Raw genomic sequence first — 21,795 nt, 5'->3', positions numbered from 1 at the left:
ACGCGACGTCCCGCCCCGCCCTGCGCCGGCCCCCGCGCCTCCACCCGAGGAAGGACCACGCATGACCGAGCAGCCCACCGAGCAGCCCACCGAGCAGCCCACCCCGACCCGCACGGCGATCGTCACCGGAGGAGCCCGCGGCATCGGCGCCGCGACCGCCCGCCGCCTCGCCGCCGACGGGCGCGCCGTCGCCGTCCTCGACCTGCTCGAGGACCAGGCCGCCGAGACGGCCGCGGGCATCGTCGCCGCCGGCGGCCGCGCGATCGGGATCGGCGCGGACGTCGCCGACGCCGAGGCCGCCGAGGCCGCCGTCGCCCGCGTGACCGACGAGCTGGGCGCGCCCACCGTCCTGGTCAACAACGCCGGCATCCTGCGCGACAACCTGCTGTTCAAGATGTCCGAGGACGACTGGGACGCCGTGCTGCGCGTGCACCTGCGGGGCGCCTTCGTCATGTCGCGCGCGGTGCAGTCGCACATGGTCTCCGCCGGCTGGGGCCGCATCGTCAACCTGTCCAGCACGTCCGCCCTCGGCAACCGCGGCCAGGCGAACTACTCCGCCGCGAAGGCCGGCATGCAGGGCTTCACCAAGACCCTCGCGATCGAGCTGGGCAAGTTCGGCGTCACGGCCAACGCCGTCGCGCCCGGCGTCGTCGCCACGGAGATGATCGCCGCGACGGCCGCGCGCATCGGCATGACCCTGGACGACTACCTCGCCGCCGCGGCGAAGGACGTGCCCGTGGGTCGCGCCGGGCGGCCCGAGGACATCGCGGCCGCCGTGGCGTTCTTCTGCTCCGAGGAGGCCGGGTACGTCTCCGGGCAGGTGCTCTACGTCGCGGGCGGGCCGAAGGCGTGACCGCACCGATCCGCGTCGCCTCCCCCGCCGAGCTCGCGGACGCGGTCGGGCGGCGGGCCACCGGCGCCTGGCTCACGGTGGACCAGGCGCGGATCGACGCGTTCGCCGACGTCACCGAGGACCACCAGTGGATCCACGTGGACCCGGACCGCGCCGCGTCCGGCCCGTTCGGCACGACGATCGCGCACGGGTTCCTCTCCCTGTCGCTGCTGCCAAGGCTGGCGTCGTCGCTCGTCGAGGTGGGCGGCACCGCGATGGCGATGAACTACGGGCTGGACCGGGTGCGCTTCCTCGCACCCGTGCCGGCGGGCGCGCGCGTCCGCGCGGCCACGGAGCTCACGGGCGCGGAGACCGTCGCGCGGGGCGTGCGGCTGGCCTCGACCGTGACCGTCGAGATCGAGGGCGCTCAGCGGCCGGCCCTCGTCGCGCAGACCCTGGCGCTCTACGTCCCGGCTCCCTAGGCGGCGCCCCGGACGGCACGGCCGTCCGGGGATGCGCAGCACCAGATGCATATCTATGCATCGATGGAGTCCCAGTATCGCCCCCATCTTCCCGTATCGGTCGCATACATGTACGGTTCACAGCATCATCATGCAGCGGTCGCTGAGGTGTCGTCGCCTCCCGGCCCGTCACGGAGGTGCGCCGACCATGCAGCCGCTGACCCCCCGGGGATTCCGCAGCACGACCATGAACATGGGCCTCAAGGACAGCGGTCACGACTTCGCCGTCGTCGTGTCCGAGGTGCCGGCCCGCTCGGCCGCGGTGTTCACCCGGTCCCGGTTCGCCGGGCCGAGCGTGCTCCTGAGCCGCGGGTCCGCCCCGGCGCAGCGCAGCAGGGGGATGGTCGTCCTCTCGCGCAACGCCAACGTGGCCACCGGCCCGGTCGGCGCCGAGCACGCCGCCGAGGTGCGGCGCAGGGTGGCCGAGGTCGTCGGCATCGCCCCCGAGGAGCTGGTCATCGGCTCCACGGGCGTGATCGGCCGGCCCTATCCGATGGACGGCATCCGGGCCGGGATCGACTCCCTCCGCTGGCCCTTCCCCGAGGCGGACCTCCCCGCCGCGGCCGCCGCGATCATGACGACCGACACCCGCCCCAAGCACCGGAGCGTCCGCGTCGGCGACGCGGTCCTCACCGGCATCGCCAAGGGCGTCGGCATGATCGAGCCGAACATGGCCACCCTGCTCACGTTCTTCTTCACCGACGCCGACGTCGCCGCCGACGACCTCGACGCCGTCTTCCGCCGGGTCATGGACCGGACGTTCAACGCGCTGAGCATCGACACCGACACGTCCACCAGCGACACGGCGGCCGTCTTCGCCAACGGGCTCGCCGGCCCCGTCGACCTCGCGGCGTTCGAGGAGGCGCTGGAGGAGTGCGCGCTGCACCTCGTCCGATCGATCGCCTCCGACGGCGAGGGCGCGTCGAAGCTCATCGAGGTCCGGGTCACCGGGGCCCGCGACGACGCGCAGGCCAGGCGGGTCGGCAAGGCCGTGGTCAACTCGCCGCTGGTCAAGACCGCGGTGCACGGCGCGGACCCGAACTGGGGCCGGGTCGCCATGGCCGTGGGCAAGCTCGACGCCGAGACCGACGTCGAGCCGGCGCGCGTGCGCATCGCGTTCGGCGACCTGCCCATGCACCCCGCCGAGCCCGACGACGCGCTCCTGGCGCGCGCCGCCGACTACCTCCGGGCCGACGAGGTCGTCATCGGGGTCGACCTCGGCACCGCCGCCGGCGCGTTCACCGTCTACGGCTGCGACCTGACCGAGGGGTACGTGCGCCTCAACGCCGACTACACCTCCTGACCCGCCGGTCGTCGCGCCCTGGCCAGCACGACCGTGGTCGGGCACCATGACCGGCATGGACTTCGAGCGCCCGCTTCCTCCCGACCCGTACTCGCTGCTCCCCGTCCCCACCACGTTCACGCTGAAGAGCGCGGACGTCGCGGAGGGCGAGCCCCTCGACGTCGACTTCAGCGTCGACGGCGCCGACGAGTCGCCGCACCTGGCCTGGTCCGGCGCCCCGGAGGGCACCCGCTCGTACGTGGTGAGCTGCTTCGACCCGGACGCCCCGACGCCGTCGGGCTACTGGCACTGGACGGTCGCCGACGTGCCCGCGGACGTGACGTCCCTGGCCCGCGACGCGGGCGCGGTCGGCGGGGCCGGGCTGCCCGCCGGGGCGTTCCACGTGCCCAGCGACGGCGGGCGCCCCGGCTTCGAGGGCGCCGGCCCGCCGCCCGGGGACCACCCGCACCGCTACGTGTTCGCCGTGCACGCGCTCGACGTGCCGTCGCTCGGGCTGTCGGAGGCGAACAGCCCGGTGCACGTGGCGTTCAACGTCTACTTCCACACCCTCGCGCGCGCCACGCTCACGGCGACCTTCCGGCGATGAGCGGCGCCACGGCCGGGCTCCCGGCCCTCGGCGACCTCGCCTGGGCGCCGGCTCTCGAGCACCCGGGCCTGCTCGCCGACCCGGTGCGCGCCGCGCTCGAGTCCTGGGCGGCCGACGACGACCGGGTGGCCCGGCAGGTCGCGGTGGTCGAGATCGACCCGGACCATGCGGACACCGCCACGCTCAACGCGCTGCACGGCCTGCCGCCCGAGGCGTCCGCGAACTGCGTGGTCGTGGCCGGCCGCCGGGGCGACGTGGAGCGGGTCGCGGCGTGCGTCGTCACGGCTCGCACGTTCGCCGACGTGAACACCCGGGTGCGCAAGCTCCTCGACGCCCGCAAGGCGTCGTTCCTGCCCATGGACCGCGCCACGGCGGAGTCCGGCATGGAGTACGGCGGCATCACTCCCGTCGGTCTGCCCACCGCGTGGCGCGTGCTCGTGGACTCCCGGTTCGCCGCGCCCGGCGCGCTGGCGCTGATGGGCTCGGGCGTGCGCCGCTCCAAGCTGCTCATGCCCGGCGAGCTGCTGTGCGCGCTGCCGGGCGTCGAGGTGATCGAGGACCTCGGCGTGGAGCGCGGCTGACCCCGCCCCGGGGACGACGACGCCCCGCCCCCCGGTCGTGGGGGGCGGGGCGTCGTCGTTCGGCCTCGCCGTCAGGCGCGCGGGGCGCTCAGCACTCGGCGTTCATGACTCGGCGTTCATGACTCCGCGTTCAAGACTCCGCGTTCAAGACTCCGCGTTCAAGACTCCGCGTTCAAGACTCCGCGTTCAGCACTCCGCGTTCAGCACTCCGCGCGGCCGCGGCGCCAGTAGCCCATGAAGGCGACCGCCTTGCGGTCCACGCCCTTCTCGGAGACGAGGTAGCGGCGCAGCGTCTTGATGGAGCCGGCCTCGCCGGCGAGCCACGCGTAGAGCACGGTGTCCTGCGCGAGCGGCTGGCCGGTCGCGTCGACGGGGACCTCCCAGAGGATGTCCGCGTCGATGTCGACGTCGGGCAGCTCGCCGTCCAGGTCGACGCCGGCGGCGGTGAGGGCCGGGCGGTCGCCCTCGGTCTCGAGCAGCTCGGGCGCCACGGGGGCGTCGGACGAGGGGCGCACGCCCATGGCGAGCAGCCGGTCGGCCGCCTCCTTCACGGCGGGGACGAGCACGTCGCCGTGCTCGCGGTCCTCGCGCGGCAGCCAGGAGATCCGCACGCCGGCGGGCGCGGCCAGCGTCCAGCGGTCCTCGCGGTGCGGGACCTCGAGGAAGACCTCGCCGACGGCGTCGTCGGGCAGCGACTCGCAGATGGCCGCGATCGCGGGGACGGCGGTCTCGTCGCCGGCGAGCAGCAGCGCGTGGCTGCGCTGCGGCGGGTTGAACTCGAGGCCGCCGTGCGGGCCGTCGGTGTACCCGGCGTTGGGGCCCATGATGACGAGCGGGGCGCCCGGCTTGGCGCCGTTGGCCCAGCGGGAGGCGGGCCCGGTGTCGCCGTGCAGCACGATGTCGACGTCCACCTCGCGCAGGTCCTGGCGGACGGTGCGGACGGTGTAGGTGCGCAGCGGGTTACGACGCTCCTCGGGGAGCGCGCGCCACGACGTGAACCAGTCGGGGTTCTGCCGGTCGAGGTACTCCCAGCCGCCGCACGGCGCGGGGAGGAGGAACTTGATCCGCTGGTCGCGGCCGTTGTCGGCGAAGAGGTGCAGGTCCTCGCCGGTGAACGTGATGCGGATGAACGACGGACACAGCCGGATCACGCGCGAGACCGTGACGTCGAACATGCGGTAGGGCTGCTCGGGGACCACCTGCTGCGTGGTCTGGTCGGCGCGCTCGGTCGCCTCGACGGTCTCGGTCACGGTGGTAAGCCTAACCTCACCTCGCCGGGGGTCCGCAAGGCCGGGTGACCGGCATCACACCGACGGCGCGCTCGTCGCGCGGACCACCACGACGGGGCAGGCCGACGTCCGCACCAGCGTGTGCGTGGCGGAGCCCAGCAGCAGGGAGGCGAAGCCGCCGCGCCCCCGGGTGCCCACCAGCAGCCGCTCGGCGTCCTCCGCCTCCCGGTGCAGCACGCGTGCCACCTGCCCCTCGCGGGTCAGGCCCACGACCTCGAGGGCGCCGTCGGCCGCGCCCCGCTCGCGCAGCCGCTCCTCCACGCGTGCCATCGCCTTCTCCAGCACCGTGCCGGCGTCGGCCTCCGTGATGTCGTGGCCCTCGTGCTCGGAGGGGCCGCGCGACGTCACCCACTCGGTGACGCCCGGGCGCCACACGACGACGACGCGCAGCGTGCGCCCGAGCTCCCACGCCGTGCCGGAGGCGGCGTCGAGCGCCAGCCCCGCGGGCTCCGAGCCGTCGTAGCCGACGACGACGGGCGCGTCCGGGGGCAGGTCGGGGCGCACCCCGTCGGCGGGCACCACGACGACCGGGCAGTGCGCGTGCGCGGTCACCTGCAGCACCACGGTCCCCCGCACGGCCTCGTACAGCCCACCGTGCCGCGACGCGCCGAGCACGAGCGCGCCGGCGTCGGCGGACACGCCCACCAGCGCCGAGGCGGGCGAGGCGTACTCGACGAACGTCTCGGTCTCCACGCCGGGCGCGACGTCGCGGGCGCGCGCCGCGGCCTCCTCGACCACCGGCCACGCGCCGCCGTCGCCACGCTCCCCCAGGTCGCCGCCGTGGGGGTGGACGGCGGTCCCCGTGTCGTGGGCGTCGCGCACGTAGACGACGCGCAGCACGGCGCCGCGCATGCGGGCCTCGCGCGCCGCCCACGCCAGGGCGACGTCGGCGGGTCCCGACGCGTCGTAGCCCACCACCACCGGGGCGGCCTGGTGCTCGCTCACCCCGCCATCGTCTCTCGGGGCGGCCCCGCTCGACACCGCGCCGGCACCGCCGCGACGGTCGGTCGGGCCGGGTCAGGCGGTGCCGCGACCCCGCGACCGCCAGAGCAGGTAGACGAAGTACGGCGCGCCCAGCAGCGCGGTGCCGAGCCCGGCGGGGATCTGCCCGGGGGCGATGACGACGCGGCCGACGGTGTCCGCGACGGACACCAGCACGGCGCCGAGCAGGATGGCGACGGGCAGCACGCGGGTGTGCCGGGCGCCGACCAGCGCCCGCGCGGCGTGCGGCGCGACGAGGCCGACGAAGCCGATGACGCCGACCGCGCAGACGGCGGCCGCGGTGGTCAGGGCCGCCGCCGCGAGCAGCACGAGGCGCGTGCGGTCGACGGCGAGGCCGAGCACGCGGGGCGTGTCCTCGTCGAGGGCGAGCACGTCGAGCTCGCGGCGGTAGGTCGCGGCGAGCGGCACCATCACGACGAGCGCCAGCGCGACGGGCAGCAGCTGCTCGAGGCTGCGCCCGTACGTGGAGCCCGAGAGCCACGTGAGCGCGAGGTTGACGTCCCACGGCGAGATCACGAGGACGACCAGCGTGATGAGCGCCGTCGTGCCCGCCTGCGCGCCGATCCCGACCAGGACGAGCCGTTCCGAGCCGAGGCCGCCGCGCGACGAGAGCAGGTACACGAGGGCGAAGACGACGAGCGCGCCGATCCCGGCGGCGGCGGACATGGACCAGATCCCGACGCCCGGCACGAGCAGGATCGTGAGGACCGCGCCGAGGCCCGCGCCCGACGTCACGCCGAGCAGGCTGGGCTCGGCGAGCGGGTTGCGGCACACCGCCTGCACGATCGTCCCGGCGAGCGCCAGCGCCCCGCCCGCGAGGACGGCGGCGAGCACCCGCGGCACGCGCTGGTCGAGGACGAACGAGACCTGCCGCCCGGCGGCGCCCTGGACCCAGTTCGCGACGTCGCCCAGCAGCACGATCCGGTCCCCCAGCAGGAGCCCGGCGACCACCGCGGCGACGAGGGCGGCGACCAGCACCACGAGCACGGTGACCACCCTGGCCCGCGACCGGGGCCGGCCGAGCGCGCCGCGGGCGCCCCGCGCGCCGGTCCCGGAGTCGCGCAGGCGGCGCGCCATCCACACGAGGATCCCGGCGCCGAGCACGGTCGTCACGACGCCCGTGGGCACCGCGACGGACGCCTGGCCCGGCAGGACGGCGCGCAGCAGCACGTCGGAGCCGAGCACCACGATCACGCCGACGAGCGCCGCGAAGGGCAGGAGCAGCACGTGCCGGCCGAGGCCGGGCACCTTGCGCCCCACGAGCCGGGCGATGACGGGGGCGGCGAGGCCGACGAAGCCGATGGGGCCGGCGACGGTCACGGCGATCGCGGCGAGCAGCACCGCCGCCAGGACCGCGAGCACCCGGGTGCGGCGCACGTCGATGCCGAGCACGCGCGCGGCGTCGTCGCCGAGGCCGAGCAGGTCGAGCCGGCGGGCGAGCAGCAGCGCGACCACGACGCCGACGGCGACGACCGGCGCGGCGAGGCTCACGGTCCGCGTGCCGGACTGCACGATGCTGCCGCTGCCCCACGCGAACAGGCCGGTGGTCTCCTGCTCGAAGAGGACGAGCAGCACCATCGTCAGCGAGTGCAGGGCCAGCATGATGGCCGACCCGGCCAGGACGAGCCGCGTGGGCCCGTCCGCCCCGCCGCGGGCGAGGGCGAGCACGAGCCCGGCGGCGGCCAGCCCGCCGACGAAGGCGAGGCCGCCCTGCAGGTAGAACGGCACGGTGAGGCCGAGCGCGGCCGCCGCGACCACCGTGACGTAGGCGCCCGCGTTGACCGCGAGCGTGTCCGGCGAGGCGAGCGGGTTGCGCGCCACCGACTGGAGCACCGCGCCGGCGACCCCCAGCGCGACCCCGACGAGCAGCCCCGCGAGCAGGCGCGGCAGCCGGGAGGACAGGAGCACCGCGACCGTGCCGTCGGTGTCCGCACCGACGGCGGCACGCAGCACGTCCAGCGCGCCGACGTCCGCCGTGCCCTGGGCGAGGTGGACGGCGGACAGCACGAGGACGGCGACGACGGCGAGCACGAACGCCGCGGCCACGCGGACGGGCGCCGCCCGCCGCCCCGGCGCGGTGGCGGGGGCGGCGGACGGCGGGGAGACGGTCACGGACACGTGCGGCGGGCGGTCAGGCGAGCGCGTCGACGAGCGCGTCGATGTACGCGGCGCCCGACAGCGGGCCGCCGAACATCCAGATGCCGTCCGGGATGCGGTGCACGTCGCCCGCGGTGACGAACGGCAGCTGCTTCCAGACCTTGTTGTCCTTGAGACCGTCCGCGAACGGGTCCGCCTCGGAGTCGTTCGCGGCGTACACGAACTTCACGTCGCCGAGCTTCGTGAGGCCCTCGACGTCGGTCTGCGCGAGCCCGTAGTCGGGGTCGCCGCCCTCGGTCCAGGCGTCCTTGAGGCCGACGGCCTCGCCGAGCGCGCCGAAGAACGACCCCGGCGTGTACAGGCGGACGGACACCGTGCCGTTGGCGATCCAGCCGTCGGCCATCGCGAACTCGGCGCCGCCGAGGCCCGCGGCCTCGAGGGCGGACTTGCCCTCGGCGACCTTCGCGTCGAAGTCCTTCAGCGCGGACGCGGCGGCGTCCTGCTGCCCCGTGACCTCGCCGAGGGTCGTCACGGTCTCCTTCATGTACCCGAGCGGGTCCGTGCCGTCCGAGCCGCGCAGCGTCAGGACGGGCGCGACCTCCTCGATCTGCTTGATGACGTTCTCGGGCAGGTCGGTCGTGGTCACGACCAGGTCCGGCTCGAGCGCCGAGATGGCGTCGAGGCTCGGCTCGCCGCGGGTGCCGACGTCGGGCGTGCCCGCGTCGATCGGGGCGACGGTGTCCCAGGTGTTGTAGCCCTTGACGTCGGCCTGGCCGGCCGGCTGCACGCCGAGCGCGACGAGGTTCTCGGTGAGGCCCCACTCGAGCGAGACGACGTCGGTCGCGGGGGCGTCGAGCGTGTGCTCGCCGCGCTCGTCGGTGTAGGTGACGGGGCCGCTGGCGGCCGACGTCTCGGGCGCCGCCTCCGCCGCGGGGTCCTCGGTGGTGCCGCACGCCGCGAGGGCGAGGGCGGCCACCGCGGCGGTGGCGCCGGCGAGCAGCGAACGGGTGGAGGTGCGCATGGGTGTCTCGGTGTCCTTCGTGTCGGCGCGCCGCGGGACGGGCGCGCGGGGGCCGCCGGCGCGGGCCGGCGGGAGTCTCGGTGGGGTCGGGTCAGGCGCGCGCGTCGTGCCGGCCGACGGCCTCGCAGCGGGTCCGGCCGGTGTCCGGGTGGGTCGTGACCTCGACGCGGATGCCGTAGACCTCGGTGAGGAGCTCGCTGGTGAGCACCTCGGCCGCCGGGCCGGAGGCCCGCACCTCGCCGCGGTGCAGCACCACGACGTGGTCGGCGACGGCGGCGGCCTGGTTGAGGTCGTGCAGGACGACGCCGACGGCCACGCCGTGCTCGGCGGCGAGGTCCCGCATCAGGTCGAGCAGCTCCACCTGGTAGCGCAGGTCGAGGTAGGTCGTGGGCTCGTCGAGCAGCACGACGCCGGTGTCCTGCGCGAGGCAGGTCGCGAGCCACACGCGCTGCAGCTCGCCCCCGGACAGCTCGTCGACGCCCCGCTCGGCCATGTCGGCGACGCCCGTGACCTCCATGGCGTGCGCGATGGCGCGCGGCCCGTCGGCGTCGGCGGAGCGGAACCGCCCGCGGTAGGGGTGCCGGCCGTAGGCGACGACGTCTCGCACGGTGACGCCGCTGGGCGTGGGGTGGCTCTGCGAGAGCAGCGTGACCCGGCGGGCGAAGTCCTTCGGGTGCAGCGCCAGGGCGTCGGTCGCGCCGTCGCCGTCCGTGCCGCCGGCGCCGGCGGTGCCGGCGTCGGCGAGGGTGACGCTGCCCTGGTCGGGGCGGTGCAGCCGCGCGAGCGAGCGCAGCAGCGTCGACTTGCCCGAGCCGTTGGGGCCCAGCAGCGCGGTCACCTGGCCCGGCCGCAGCTCGATCGCGGCGCCGTCGACGACGGTGCGGCGGTCGTAGGAGAGCCGCAGGTCGCGCCCGGCCAGCGCGACGGCGGGGCGGGCGGCGAGCACGGGGGGCACCGACGGCACCAGGGTCTGACTCACGTAGGTGAGGCTAACCTTCACCGAAACAATTCGTCATCCCCCTGTTGCGTAATTCTGTGTGACTCGGGTCACGCCACCCCCTCCGGAGCTGTTGACACGGGCCACCGTCGATGACAGCGTTATCACGCCCTGGTCTAGACCAATGGAGGTACTCATGACCATGCCCACGAGACCCCGCAACGCCGCGGGGATGCTCTCCGCCGCCGCGCTCCTCGCGGCCGCGGCCGTCGCCGTCCCGTCCGCCGCCGCGGCCGCCCCAAGCCCGCTCGCCCCGTCCGCCCTGGCGGCCCCCACCGGCACCGCCGGCACCGACCTGCCGGTCGTCAGCCCCGCACCGCAGCAGATGTGGCGCGCCGGCCGCGACGTGCCGCTCACCGGCAACGTCGGCGTCGTCGTCGACGAGCACACCGACCCCGCCGCCCGCGACGCGCTGGTCCGGACCCTGCGCGCGCACGGGGTCGACCGGGTGCGCGTGACGGGCCCCGCCGAGGCTGGCGCCCACGGTCGCGCACCGCTGCAGATCCTGCTCGGCGACGCGGGGCGCGCGGACGTGCGCTCCGCGCTCGGGGACGTGTCCGTCCCCGACCACGCGGAGGCCTACGCGCTCCGCGTCGACCGCGGCGCCGGCGGACGCGTCGGCACCGTGACCCTCGCCGGCGCCGACGCGGCCGGGCAGTTCTACGCCGTGAAGTCGCTCGAGCAGCTCCTCGTCACCCGCGGCCACGACACGACGATCGCCGGCGCCGCCGTGCAGGACTTCCCGTCCATGCCGCTGCGCGGCACCATCGAGGGCTTCTACGGCGAGCCGTGGACGAGCGCCGAGCGCCTCGACCAGATGGCCTTCTACGGCGACCTCAAGGCGAACACGTACGTCTACGCGCCCAAGGACGACCCCTACCACCGCGAGCAGTGGCGCGACCCCTACCCCGAGGACGAGCTGGCCGGGCTCGCGGAGCTCGTCGACGCGGCCACCGCGAACCACGTGCGCTTCACGTTCGCCCTCTCCCCCGGCAACAGCATCTGCTACACCAGCGACGCCGACATGGCCGCCCTCGAGGCCAAGTTCCAGGCCCTGTACGACGTCGGGGTGCGGGCCTTCAACGTGCCGCTCGACGACATCGACTACTCGCGCTGGGCGTGCGACTCGGACCGCGCCGCGTACGGCGACCCGTCGCCGGGGGCCGCCGGCCAGGCCCAGGCCGACTTCCTCACCCGGGTGCAGCAGGGGTGGATCGAGACGCACGACGGCGCCCGGCCGCTCCAGATGGTGCCGACCGAGTACTACAACACGACCGAGTCGCCGTACAAGGCCGCGCTGCGCACCATGGACGACGACGTCGTCGTCATGTGGACCGGCAACGACGTCGTGCCGCAGTCGATCTCCGTCGCCCAGGCGGTCGAGGCCGACACCGTGTTCGGCGGGCCCACGTTCCTCTGGGACAACTACCCCGTGAACGACTACGGGCAGACCAGCGGCCGGCTCCTGCTCGCGCCCTACGACAAGCGCGAGCCCGGCCTCTCCGACCACCTCGCGGGGCTCGTCTCCAACCCGATGAACCAGGCCGCGGCCAGCAAGGTCGCCGTCTTCGGCATGCTCGACTTCGCGTGGCACGACCGCGGCTACGACCGGGACCGCAGCTGGGACGAGGCGATGCGCTACCTCGCCCACGACGACGAGCGGGCGGTCGACGCGCTCCTCGCGTTCGGCGACCTCAACCACCTCGCGCCCAGCTTCGGCGACCCGTGGCAGCCGCAGGCCCCGGCGCTCGCGGCCGACGTCGACCGGTTCTGGGACCGCTGGGAGGCCGGCGACCGGCAGGCCGCGGTCGACGGGCTGCGGCGGCGCGCCGACCTGGTCGCCGCGATCCCCGAGACCCTGCGGTCCGCGGACGTCGACCCCGGGTTCCTGTCCGACGCGAAGCCCTGGCTGGACGCCGACGACCTGTGGGGCGACGCCTTCGTCGCGACCCTCGACGCCGCGCAGGCGGACCTCGACGGCGACACGGCCGCCCGCGACGCCCTCCTCGCCCGGGCGAAGGCGTCCGCCGCCTCGGCGGCGAAGGTCCTCGTGGACCCGCCGGACAACCGGTGGGGCGTCGCCCCGGTGAAGCTGGGCGACGGCGTGCTCGACACGTTCCTGCGCGACCTGGGGGCCGACCTGGCCTCCTGACGCGGTCGGAACGGGGGCGAGGGGTCGGCGCACGACCCCTCGCCCTCGCGCGTCCCCGGTCAGGACCCGCCCGGCCCCTCGCCGTCCGCGCCCTGGAGCCACATCACCCCGAGCCGGTGCAGCATCGCCGCGGCGCCCGCACCGTGCATGACGGCCCGCTCCCCCATCGCCGAGTAGCGCGGGCGGCGCACGTCGCTCGGCGGCAGCCGCCTGGCCAGGGCCGCCTCGATCGTGTCGAGGAGCCGCGGACCCGCCCGCCGCACCGGCCCGTCGACCACCACGTCCGCGACGTCGAGGATTGCGACCTGGGCGCAGATCAGCGCCGCCAGCCCCTCCGCCGCGCGGTCGACGCGCGCGGCCAGGGCCCGCAGCTCCGCGGGCGCCGGCCCGTCCCCGAAGGCCGCGACGTCGTCGAGCCGCTCGAGCGGCAGCCCCTCCAGCACGGCGGGCAGGCCCGCCACCGTCTCGAGGCAGCCGCGCCGCCCGCACGAGCAGAGGCGGTCGCTCACGCCGAGGTCGATGTGACCGACCTCGCCCGCGCGCTGCCGGTCGCCGAGGTGGACGCGCCCGTCGAGGAGCACGGCCGAGCCGACACCCGTGTCGACGTGCAGCACGACGACCCCCGCGCCCGGAGCACCCTGGTGGGAGACCTCCGACAGCGCCACCGCCGTCGCGTCGTTCACCAGGACGACCTCGTGCCCGAGGACGGCCGACAGCGGGCCGGCGAGGTTCACGTCCTGCCAGCCGAGCTGCAGGGCCTCGGTGACCCCGCCGTCCGGGGAGACGATGCCGGGCACGGCGACGCCCACCGCGAGCACGTCGCGGCCGTCGCGCTCGGCCAGCCCGGCGAGCAGCGGGGCCAGGACCCCGACCACGTCGCCGGGCGTCGGGCCCGCCGGCAACGGCATCTCCGCGATCGCGCCGATCGCGCCGTCGAGCCCGCCGATCCCGGCGCGCACGCCGCCCGGCGTCACGTCGGCCATCAGCAGGCAGGAGTGCTGGGTGTCGACCCGCAGCGGCGTCGCCGGCTTGCCGCGCCCCTGCGGCCTGCCCGCCCCCTCGGCGACGAGGCGCCGGGCCACCAGGTCCTGCACGATCTCGGACACCACCGCCCTCGCGAGCCCGACCGACCGGGCGATGTCGGCCCGCGAGACCTCACCGGCGCCGCTCAGCACGCTCTGCAGCACCAGCCGGGTGTTGCGCTCGCGCAGGTCCGCGGGGGTCGCCTTCTGCGCGACGCGCACCGGTCCCGACGTCATCGACCCTCCCCGCGGCCTCGCGCCCGCCCGGCGGACGGGCCCTACCCGGCCCCGTAGACCGCCAGCTCCTGCAGATGGAGGCTATAGGCATTGGTGGTGTTCCCGAACCCGGTCACCCGCACGAACCGGTAGCTGCCCTCGACGGCGTACCGGTCGCCCACGTCCGTCTGCGGGGCGTGCGCCGTCTTCTCCGCCAGCAGCGTCCACGCCTGCCCGTCCGCGCTGCCCTCCACGCGGTAGAGGTACGACCGGCGGTCGGCGTAGTACGGCGTCACCCGGACCGCCGACAGGTCGTGGGCGGCCCCCAGGTCGACCTGGAGCGACGCGGGCTTCCCGTTGCAGGCCGCCGGGAGGCAGAACCACCCCGTGGACAGGTCGGCGTCGACCGCCTTGGCCGGCTCGCGGCCCGCCTCCGCGCTCGTGGCTGTCACCGACGCCCCCTCGCCGAGCGGGGTGGGCGGCGGGGACGCGCACGCCACCGTCGGGACACCGAAGGACAGCGCGTCGAAGTAGCGGTTCGCGTCCGACTGGTCCACCTGCAGGCGCAGCTGCCGCACCCCCGTGACGTCGACGTCGAGGCGGACGGCCGCCGTGCCGGGGCCCGAGGGGCCGCTGCGGAGCACGCCGGTCTGCGTCAGGAGCCTGCCGTCGCCGTAGACGCGCACGACCACGTCGCCGTCGGCGGTGTGGTTCATCGCGTCGTCGACGCCGACGACGGTCGTGAGCCGGGAGCAGGTGCCGCCCAGCTCGACGCGCACGTCGGCGTTGGAGTTGGTGCCCAGACCCTTCGCGAACGCGACCCCGTCGAGCCGGATCGGCGCGCCGTCGCCGGCCGGGGTGGCGGCCGTGACGGTGTCCCGGGCCACCGGGTGCAGGCCGTCGTGGTTGCGCGACGACGAGAACGCCAGGTCGCTGAGCTGGTACCGCCCCGTCGAGGCGACCGGGAGCACGGCGGACGACGTCCGGACCTGGGACCCGTCGGCACCGTCGGCACCGTCGAAGCGGAGGGTGACGTCGACGGTCACCTCGTCGGTGCCCGCCGGCAGCGCGGCGGTGCGCCGCACGGTCCAGGTCCGCTCGGCCGTCTCCCCGGGCCCGATCTCGTCCGGCTGCCCCCCGGTCGGGACCACCTCGATCCCGGCGGGCGCCGCGACCTCGACGTGGACGCCGGTGGCCGCGGCGAAGTAGTTGGTGTTGGTCACCGACGCGGTCACCTGCGCGGCGTCCGGACCCGTCCCCGACCCCGTGACCGAGCCCGTCGGCCGCAGCGTGAGGGGCACGTCGTACCGGTCGTCCTGCAGGCGGCGGAGCGTGCGCGACGCCTCCCGGTAGGCGTTGCCCGACGGCCGGGTCGGGTAGACCGTGCGGTCCGCGATCCACTCCTCCGCCATCGCGTCCCAGTCGATGTCGGGCACCGCCTCGCCGGTCTCCAGGTGCGCGCGGAGCGCGTCGAACAGGCGCTCCCAGCGCGGCAGGTAGTAGTCGTCCAGCAGGCCGGACCGCTCACGGTAGGCGTAGTCGTGCAGGTCGGTGGTCGCCGGCCCCCAGGAGGTGATCAGCCGGCGCGCGTCCTGCTCGAGGGCGACCGCCTCCTGCGGGTCGCCCGCGGCGGCGCGCGCCTGCGCGGTCCACGGGCCCAGGAGGAAGTGCTCGTCGGTGGCCAGGAGGTCGTCCAGCCCGCGCACGTGCCCGGTCCACGACCGGGTGAGGCGGGTGAGCTCGTCGAGGTCGCCGGCCTGGTACGCCGCCTGGATCTGGGGCAGCAGGGTACGGGACCGGTCGGCCACCGACTGCCGCGCGACGTCGACCAGGTCGTACCGGTAGGCGGCGCTGCCGCGCAGCGCCGGGTCGACGTCGAGCAGGGCGGGCAGGGCCTTCGCGAACGCCGCCGGGTCGTAGGCGAAGGCGGCCTGCGCGTAGGTGTGCGGGCGCGTGGTCGAGAGGTTGGGCGTCGCGGCGAACAGGCCGCCGTGACCCGAGGAACGGCCCCCGGTGGGCGGGATGGAGTACGCCGTGCCGGCGAGCACGCGCCACGCCCTGCGCGCGGCGGGGTCGACGCCGCCGTAGCGGGCGTCGGCGTAGACGTCGAACCAGCGGTCGAGGTCGACCGGGCCGTCGTGCCAGGGCAGCTCGGCCAGGAACTCCATCGCGACCGGGTTGTTGCCGCTCGCCTCCGGCAGGATCGCCACGCCGTCCAGGGCGCTGCCCGGGCGCTCGAGCCAGGCCCAGAACCGCTCGTTCCACGCCTTGATCGGCGCACCCACGGTCGAGTTGCCGCCGAAGTTCCAGATGGACCCGAAGGCGTAGGGCGTGCCCTTCCAGTCGTTGTCCCGGTCGGGCTTCAGCGCGCGGTCGGAGAGCCCGTCCACCACGAGCATGCGGGTCCTGTCGATCGCCGCCACCGTCTCCGGGCGCGGGTTGCTCTGCCAACCGAGGATGACCCAGATCGCGCCCGGGTGGGCCGCCTCGAGCGCGTCCTGCACCGCGACCGACGCGTCGCCCACGGGGATGTCACCGGCGCGCCCGCCCTCGTGCAGCAGGTCCATCTTGAACATCGTCGACGGCCCCAGGACGCGTTCCTGCACCGTGTAGAAGCGTGCGGCGACGCGGTCGAAGGTCGGGTCCGTGGGAGCCAGCCAGTCCGGCCTCGTGAACCCGCTCCAGGTGCCCTGCGGCACCGTCTTCGCGCCCGGGTTGCGCTCCTCGAAGTCGGTCGGCACGGTGCCGAAGTACCCGGGCAGCACGGGCGTGATGCCGAGCGAGCGCATCCGGTCGGCGATCCGGCGGCCGAGGTCCGCGCGTTCCTGGAGCAGCCGCTCGCTGACGGGCGTGGTGAAGCCGGACATGTTCTGCAGGAGCCACCACGGCTGATAGCCGGGGGTCGGGACCCAGTGCCGCATCTCCTGCGCCGAGTAGCCGAACGACTGCAGGGTCTCGGCGTAGACGGCATCGGCGCCGACGGGCATGAACATCTCGTTCACGCCGTGCATGGCCGCCACGTCGATCTCCCGCTCCCAGTCCTCGAAGGTGCGGAAGGGGCCGGAGTAGCCGTCCTCGGTGTCGTTGCCGGAGAACCGGTGCGCGACGAGCGACGTCTGCGTGATCGGCTCACGCGGCAGCGGGAGCCGGGGCGGAAGGTCCAGCTGGTCCCCGGTCCAGGAGACGTCCGCCTTCGCGACGTCCTTGAGGTACCAGTTGACGCCCATGAGCAGGGCCGAGGTGCTGCTGCCCTCGACCACCAACCGACCGCCACGCGCTGCGACCCGGAAGGTCTCGTGCCCGTCGTCGGCCGCGACGGTGGCCAGTCCCACCTGGCCCGCGTACCGCGGGCCGAGCACCCGCCGCAGGACGTCGCGCGCGGGCCGGGTGTCGAACGACCCCGGGCCGGCCGCCTGCTGAGCCGCGAGATCGTCGGTGCGCGGTGGTGGTCCGGCGGCGCCGGCCGCGCCCGCCCCGGTCGTGGCGAGCATCGCGACGCCCATCAGCGTGGCGAGCGCCTTCGTGGAGAACTGCCGCAGCGTCGTGCTCCCGACCATGGTCTGCCCCTTTGCAGCGATTATGATCGCGGCCCAACCTAAACCTGGGCCGGGAGCCGGTCAAGGGTCGTGGCGCCTGCCGCGGACATCGCCGGGGTCCCCTAGGGTGCCGCCATGACCGACGACGCGGGGCGAGCAGTCATCGCCGACCTGAGCATGATCCCCAACCCGCAGGCCGTGGACCTCACGGCCATGGTCGAGCTCGGCGGCGTCGAGCAGTTCGTCTCCGTCCGAGGCCGTGACCGCGCGAACCCGGTGCTCGTCGTCTGTCACGGCGGGCCCGCCGTCCCGTCCCTGCCCACCTCGTGGATCTGGCAGCGCGGGGTGGAGGACTACTTCACCGTCGTCAACTACGACCAGCGCGGCAGCGGCAGGTCCGTCGCCGGCGTCGACGGCGCCACCGACCTGAGCGTGGACCGCTACGTCGACGACCTGGTCGAGCTGATCGCCTGGCTGCAGGAGGAGCTCGGCGTCGAGCGGGTCGGCCTCCTCGGGCACAGCTGGGGGTCGATCCTCGGCGTCCTGCTCGCCCGGCGCCGGCCCGACCTGCTCTGGGCGTACATCGGCGTCGGCCAGGTCATCTCCGGCCCGGACAACGAGTCCGAGGTCTTCGCGCACGCGGTGCGGAGCGCCACCGCCGACGGGAACTCCGAGGCTCTCGCGGAGCTGCGCGCCCTCGGCGACTACCCCGGCGACGAGCCGCTCACCGTCGAGCGCATCGTCGTGTGCCGGCGGTGGGCGCAGCACTACGGCGGCCTGTCCGCCTACCGCGCGGAGTCGATGTACTTCTTCGAGTCCGAGTCGCTGTCGCCGTACTACTCCGCCGACGACCGGGAGCTGATCGGGCAGGGCCAGTCGATCACCCTGCCCCGGGTCCTGTCCGACGTCCTCGCCTTCGACGCGAGCGACCAGGTCGAGTTCGACGTCCCGATGGTCCAGCTCCTCGGCCGGCACGACTTCACGACGCCGACCGCCCCTGTGGAGCGGTGGTTCGACCGCGTCACCGCACCGTCGAAGGACGTCCTGTGGTTCGAGCACTCGGCGCACCTGTGCATGCACGAGGAGCCCGGCCGGTTCGTCGTCGGCCTGGTGAGCCTGGCGCTGCCGCACGCCGGACGCTGACGACCGGCGTCCGGCCCCGCCCCGGCTAGCGCGTGGCCCAGAACGCCACGGCCGACGCGGCGGCGACGTTGAGCGAGTCCACGCCCCCGGCCATCGGGATCGTGACGACGAGGTCGGCGGTGTCGACCGCGCCGCGCGAGAGCCCGTCGCCCTCGGTGCCGAGCACCAGCGCGAGGCGCTCGGGCGGGTCGGCGACGACGTCGTCGAGGGAGACGGCGTCGTCCGCCAGGGCGAGGGCGGCGACGGTGAAGCCGTCCTCCTGCAGGGCGCGCAGGTCGCCCGGCCACGACTCCAGGCGCGTCCACGGGACCTGGAACACCGTGCCCATGGAGACGCGCACCGACCGGCGGTACAGCGGGTCCGCGCAGCGGGGCGAGACCAGCACGGCGTCCACGCCGAGCGCGGCCGCGGAGCGGAAGATGGCACCCACGTTCGTGTGGTCGACGATGTCCTCCAGCACCGCGACGCGGCGCGCCCCGGCGCCGCCGCGGGCGCCCGCGACCAGCTCGTGCACGCTCGGCAGCACCGGGCGGTGCATGGCCGCGAGCGCCCCGCGGTGCAGGTGGAACCCGGTGATCCGCTGCACCACGTCGTCGCCGCCGACGAAGACGGGCACGTCGGGGTGCGCGTCGAGCACGTCGGCCATGGAGTCGAGCCACTTCTCGCCCATGAGGAACGACCGCGGCCGGTGCCCCGCCTCGAGCGCGCGGCGGATCACCGACGACGACTCGGCCATGTACAGCCCCTCGGCGGGCTCGCGCGCGGAGCGGAGCTTCACGTCCTTGAGGTCGGTGTAGTCGTGCAGGCGCGGGTCGGCGGGGTCGGTGACGCGCGTGACGCGATCTGCCAGGGCGCCGGGCTCGGGGGTGCTCACCGGGGCATTCTCCCCCGGGACGGCGGCCGGACCCGCGGCCGGTCCGCCGCGCCGGTCACCGCGCCGGTCACCGCCCGAGGGCGTCCGCGAGGGTGGGTGCTCCGCCCGACGCGCGCCACGCGCCCGGCGTCGTGCCGTGGCGCCGCACGAAAGCGCGGTGGAAGCCCGGCACGGAGTCGTAGCCGACGCGGCGGGACACGGCCTCGACGGACGCGTCGCCCTCGCGCAGCAGCCGGGCCGCGGCGTCCAGGCGGCAGCCCGTGACGTACGCCATCGGCGGCTCGCCCACCGTGCCCGTGAACCGCTCCGCGAAGGCCGACCGGGACAGCCGCGCGACCGCGGCGAGAGACTCCACGGTCCACGGGTCGGCGGGTGCCGCGTGCACGGCCCGCAGCACCGGGCCCAGCGCGGGGTCGCGCAGTGCGGCGATCCACCCGGACGCGGGCTCCTCCGCCTCCAGCCAGCCGCGCACGACGTGCACGAGCAGGACGTCCGCGAGGCGCGCGGTGACGACGTCGGTGCCGGGCCGCGGGCGCCGCACCTCGTGGTCGATGGCGGTGACGAGGGCGCGCAGCCACGCCCCGTCGGGGTCCGCGCCGGAGCCTCCGGAGCTCGGCGCCCGCAGCACGGGAGGGAGGCTCGCCAGCAGGCGGCCCACCCCGGGGTCGGTGAACCCGACCGCCCCGCAGACGAGCGTCGCGGGGCGGCCGCCGCCGGCGATGCGCAGCTGCTCGTAGCGGTCGGCGACCACCGTGCGGTCGACGTCCCAGAGGCCGGTCGCGGGGTCGCCGGCGGCACCGGTGATGCGGTGCCCCGTGCCGTGCGGCACCAGCACCAGGTCGCCGGGCGCCAGGTCGTGGTGCTCACCCTCGACGTCGACGACGGCCCGGCCGTCGAGCAGCAGGTGGAACATCGTGGTGCCCGGCAGCGGCGGCAGCGCGAGCCCCCACGGCTCGGAGAACCGGCCCGTGGAACAGAACACGGCGGTCATCTCGAGGTCGCCCAGCACCTGGGCCCAGGGGTCCTCCTGCGGGAGCCCCGCCCCCGGCACGGGCAGCAGCGTCGCGGCGTCGGCCATGCCGACCATCCTCGCGCCCTCTCGGACGATCGGTCAAGAACCCCGGTGATCGCGGCATGGTTCGTCCGGTCCCCGGGCGGAAGTCTGGGAGCAGACGCCGGACCGCGAGGGCCCGGCCGGAAGGAGGATCGTCATGGACGTGCTGGTGGTCGGAGCGACGCGAGGCACCGGCCTCGCCCTGACCCGTCGCCTCGTGGCGGACGGGCACCGCGTCACCGCGTTCGGGCGGACGGCGAGCACGGCGTTCGCCTCGCCCGTCGAGGGGTCCGTCGACGGGCCGGGCAGCGTGCGGCCGGTGGACGGCGACGCGCTGGACCCCGACGCGGTCGCCAAGGCCGTGGCCGGGCAGGACGCGGTGGTCGTCACGCTCGGCATCTCGGACAACCCGCTCGCCGTGCAGTGGCTGCACCGGTCGAGCACCCCCGCGGACGTCCGCTCGCGCGGCACCGCGACCGTCGTCGCGGCCATGCGGGAGACCGGCGTGCGGCGGCTCGTCGTGCAGAGCACGTACGGGCTCGGGGACTCCTGGCGGCACCTGGACCTCACGTGGAAGTTGGTGTTCCGGTTCGTCATCGGCCGGCAGTTCGTCGACTCGGGGCGGCAGGAGGAGGTGGTGCGCGGCAGCGGGCTGGACTGGACGCTCGTGCGCCCCGTCTCGCTCACCGACGCCGCCGACGGTCCCCCCGCCCACGTCACGACCGACGACACCCGGCGCGGCCTGAAGGTCTCCCGGGCGCAGGTCGCGGGCGCGCACGCCGCGGCGCTCGCCGACCCGGGGACCGTCGGCGCCACGCTCAGCGTGTCGGCTTAACGGCGGGCCGCATGTCGGGGCGGCGTGCCAGGATCACGGGCGTGACCACCGACCCCGCCCGCGACGGCGTCGCGCCCGCCGTCGTCCTGCGCGACCGCGTCCCCGCCGACCTGCCCGCCCTCGCCGAGGCCCTCGCCGGCCAGCAGCCGGCGTCGGGCTACCCGCACCGCTGGCCGCTGCCGTTCCCGGTGGAGGACTTCATCGTGCGGCCCGACGAGGAGCGCGCCTGGGTCGCCGAGGTCGGCGGCACGGTCGTCGGGCACGTCAGCGTGACCGCCGTGCCCGACGACCGGTTCGGCGCGATCTGGTCGGCCGGCGCCGGCCGCCCGGTCGACGAGCTGGGCTGCGTCTCGGTCCTGTTCGTCGGCCCGACGGCGCAGGGCCGCGGCGTCGGAGGCGCCCTGCTCGACGTCGCCGTGGCGCACCTGCACGCGCTGGGGCGCACCCCGGTGCTCGACGTCGACGACCGCGACGGCATCGCGCACGCCGTCTACCTGCACCGCGGGTGGCGCGTGGTCGGCGAGGCCCGGTTCGACTGGCAGCGCGAGGGGGCTCCGCCCGCCCGGCTGCTCGTCCTCCCCTGACCGCCAAGGAATCGAGCGTGGGGGGGTGGTGAAACACACCGGGGGTGGCGGGTAAAAACACCACCCGCGGATAGCGCCCCGGGGGACACCCCCCCGGGGGGCCCGCCCCCAGCCACCACCCGCCCCCCTCCCCCCACCCCCCCCCCCCCC

General features: G+C 75.5%; 18 protein-coding genes. 9 read left to right on the top strand and 9 right to left on the bottom strand.

The features are described from left to right. Window positions 1–61: 61 nt before the first annotated feature. From fabG to ACFU9A_RS11740, 5 genes are all read left to right on the top strand, one after another. Window positions 62–853: a 3-oxoacyl-ACP reductase FabG gene (fabG, locus tag ACFU9A_RS11760; protein WP_430575470.1), complete on the top strand. Its 792-nt coding sequence runs from the start codon at window positions 62–64 to the stop codon at window positions 851–853. Next, window positions 850–1,314 (top strand): MaoC family dehydratase, encoded by a 465-nt coding sequence (locus ACFU9A_RS11755; protein ID WP_430575469.1) that lies wholly within the window; start codon window positions 850–852, stop codon window positions 1,312–1,314. Before fabG ends, ACFU9A_RS11755 begins: the two co-directional genes overlap by 4 nt. Window positions 1,315–1,501: 187 nt before the next feature. Beyond that, window positions 1,502–2,656 (top strand): bifunctional glutamate N-acetyltransferase/amino-acid acetyltransferase ArgJ, encoded by a 1,155-nt coding sequence (gene argJ / locus ACFU9A_RS11750; protein ID WP_430575468.1) that lies wholly within the window; start codon window positions 1,502–1,504, stop codon window positions 2,654–2,656. A gap of 55 nt (window positions 2,657–2,711) precedes the next feature. Further along, a complete protein-coding gene (locus tag ACFU9A_RS11745; protein WP_430575467.1) occupies window positions 2,712–3,242 on the top strand; it encodes a YbhB/YbcL family Raf kinase inhibitor-like protein in 531 nt (176 codons plus the stop codon). Continuing rightward, window positions 3,239–3,823, top strand: coding sequence for a YbaK/EbsC family protein (locus tag ACFU9A_RS11740; protein ID WP_430575466.1), 585 nt, complete (start codon window positions 3,239–3,241; stop codon window positions 3,821–3,823). The genes ACFU9A_RS11745 and ACFU9A_RS11740 overlap by 4 nt, the downstream gene beginning before the upstream one ends. A 200-nt stretch (window positions 3,824–4,023) precedes the next feature. On the opposite strand, the gene ACFU9A_RS11735 is transcribed toward ACFU9A_RS11740, so the two are convergent. The 5 genes from ACFU9A_RS11735 to ACFU9A_RS11715 all read right to left on the bottom strand — a co-directional run bounded on the left by ACFU9A_RS11735 (window position 4,024) and on the right by ACFU9A_RS11715 (window position 10,211). Next, window positions 4,024–5,073: a siderophore-interacting protein gene (locus tag ACFU9A_RS11735; RefSeq protein WP_430575465.1), complete on the bottom strand. Its 1,050-nt coding sequence runs from the start codon at window positions 5,071–5,073 to the stop codon at window positions 4,024–4,026. A 54-nt stretch (window positions 5,074–5,127) separates the two neighbouring features. Beyond that, entirely contained in the window at window positions 5,128–6,057 is a 930-nt protein-coding gene (locus ACFU9A_RS11730; RefSeq protein ID WP_430575464.1) for a universal stress protein, read from the bottom strand. 72 nt (window positions 6,058–6,129) lie between these two features. Continuing rightward, a complete protein-coding gene (locus tag ACFU9A_RS11725; protein WP_430575463.1) occupies window positions 6,130–8,232 on the bottom strand; it encodes an iron ABC transporter permease in 2,103 nt (700 codons plus the stop codon). A 13-nt stretch (window positions 8,233–8,245) separates the two neighbouring features. After that, window positions 8,246–9,232, bottom strand: coding sequence for an ABC transporter substrate-binding protein (locus ACFU9A_RS11720; RefSeq protein WP_430575462.1), 987 nt, complete (start codon window positions 9,230–9,232; stop codon window positions 8,246–8,248). 91 nt (window positions 9,233–9,323) lie between these two features. Then, window positions 9,324–10,211, bottom strand: coding sequence for an ABC transporter ATP-binding protein (locus tag ACFU9A_RS11715; protein WP_430575461.1), 888 nt, complete (start codon window positions 10,209–10,211; stop codon window positions 9,324–9,326). A 154-nt stretch (window positions 10,212–10,365) separates the two neighbouring features. On the opposite strand from ACFU9A_RS11715, the gene ACFU9A_RS11710 reads away from it, so the two are divergent. Beyond that, entirely contained in the window at window positions 10,366–12,381 is a 2,016-nt protein-coding gene (locus ACFU9A_RS11710) for a beta-N-acetylglucosaminidase domain-containing protein (protein WP_430575460.1), read from the top strand. Between the two features lie 59 nt (window positions 12,382–12,440). Here ACFU9A_RS11710 and ACFU9A_RS11705 read toward each other — a convergent pair whose 3' ends face one another. Together ACFU9A_RS11705 and ACFU9A_RS11700 are read right to left on the bottom strand one after the other, a co-directional pair. Then, the gene (locus ACFU9A_RS11705; protein ID WP_430575459.1) at window positions 12,441–13,640 is read right to left on the bottom strand and encodes an ROK family transcriptional regulator; all 1,200 of its coding nucleotides are present in this window, start codon (window positions 13,638–13,640) and stop codon (window positions 12,441–12,443) included. A 41-nt stretch (window positions 13,641–13,681) separates the two neighbouring features. After that, complete coding sequence (locus ACFU9A_RS11700; RefSeq protein ID WP_430575458.1) at window positions 13,682–17,176, bottom strand: alpha-N-acetylglucosaminidase TIM-barrel domain-containing protein; 3,495 nt, start codon at window positions 17,174–17,176, stop codon at window positions 13,682–13,684. Between the two features lie 114 nt (window positions 17,177–17,290). On the opposite strand from ACFU9A_RS11700, the gene ACFU9A_RS11695 reads away from it, so the two are divergent. After that, window positions 17,291–18,298, top strand: a complete 1,008-nt coding sequence (locus ACFU9A_RS11695) for an alpha/beta fold hydrolase (protein WP_430575457.1) — start codon at window positions 17,291–17,293, stop codon at window positions 18,296–18,298. Between the two features lie 25 nt (window positions 18,299–18,323). On the opposite strand, the gene ACFU9A_RS11690 is transcribed toward ACFU9A_RS11695, so the two are convergent. Next, complete coding sequence (locus tag ACFU9A_RS11690) at window positions 18,324–19,172, bottom strand: TrmH family RNA methyltransferase (RefSeq protein ID WP_430575456.1); 849 nt, start codon at window positions 19,170–19,172, stop codon at window positions 18,324–18,326. Window positions 19,173–19,239: 67 nt separating this feature from the next. Then, window positions 19,240–20,250 carry an AraC family transcriptional regulator gene (locus ACFU9A_RS11685; protein WP_430575455.1) on the bottom strand — a complete coding sequence of 337 codons (1,011 nt, stop codon included), beginning with the start codon at window positions 20,248–20,250 and terminating at the stop codon, window positions 19,240–19,242. A gap of 133 nt (window positions 20,251–20,383) precedes the next feature. Between ACFU9A_RS11685 and ACFU9A_RS11680 the strand changes: the two genes are divergently transcribed. Continuing rightward, on the top strand, window positions 20,384–21,061 hold the full coding sequence (locus ACFU9A_RS11680) for an NAD(P)-binding oxidoreductase (RefSeq protein ID WP_430575454.1): 678 nt from the start codon (window positions 20,384–20,386) through the stop codon (window positions 21,059–21,061). Between the two features lie 41 nt (window positions 21,062–21,102). Then, complete coding sequence (locus ACFU9A_RS11675; protein WP_430575453.1) at window positions 21,103–21,645, top strand: GNAT family N-acetyltransferase; 543 nt, start codon at window positions 21,103–21,105, stop codon at window positions 21,643–21,645. Window positions 21,646–21,795 lie beyond the last annotated feature (150 nt).

This window comes from Isoptericola sp. NPDC057653 (assembly GCF_042799955.1).
Lineage (GTDB): Bacteria > Actinomycetota > Actinomycetes > Actinomycetales > Cellulomonadaceae > Isoptericola.
Note: the sequence above shows the minus strand (reverse complement) of the source record. Positions and strands in the feature narration are given on the sequence as shown.

Bases quoted from the DNA above. Each gene is read 5' to 3' on its own strand.
- ACFU9A_RS11720 (WP_430575462.1), bottom strand. From the start codon at position 9,232: ATGCGCACCTCCACCCGTTCGCTGCTCGCCGGCGCCACCGCCGCGGTG.
- ACFU9A_RS11705 (WP_430575459.1), bottom strand. From the start codon at position 13,640: ATGACGTCGGGACCGGTGCGCGTCGCGCAGAAGGCGACCCCCGCGGAC.
- ACFU9A_RS11745 (WP_430575467.1), top strand. From the start codon at position 2,712: ATGGACTTCGAGCGCCCGCTTCCTCCCGACCCGTACTCGCTGCTCCCC.
- ACFU9A_RS11680 (WP_430575454.1), top strand. From the start codon at position 20,384: ATGGACGTGCTGGTGGTCGGAGCGACGCGAGGCACCGGCCTCGCCCTG.
- ACFU9A_RS11695 (WP_430575457.1), top strand. From the start codon at position 17,291: ATGACCGACGACGCGGGGCGAGCAGTCATCGCCGACCTGAGCATGATC.
- fabG (WP_430575470.1), top strand. From the start codon at position 62: ATGACCGAGCAGCCCACCGAGCAGCCCACCGAGCAGCCCACCCCGACC.
- ACFU9A_RS11740 (WP_430575466.1), top strand. From the start codon at position 3,239: ATGAGCGGCGCCACGGCCGGGCTCCCGGCCCTCGGCGACCTCGCCTGG.
- argJ (WP_430575468.1), top strand. From the start codon at position 1,502: ATGCAGCCGCTGACCCCCCGGGGATTCCGCAGCACGACCATGAACATG.
- ACFU9A_RS11700 (WP_430575458.1), bottom strand. From the start codon at position 17,176: ATGGTCGGGAGCACGACGCTGCGGCAGTTCTCCACGAAGGCGCTCGCC.
- ACFU9A_RS11710 (WP_430575460.1), top strand. From the start codon at position 10,366: ATGACCATGCCCACGAGACCCCGCAACGCCGCGGGGATGCTCTCCGCC.
- ACFU9A_RS11685 (WP_430575455.1), bottom strand. From the start codon at position 20,250: ATGGCCGACGCCGCGACGCTGCTGCCCGTGCCGGGGGCGGGGCTCCCG.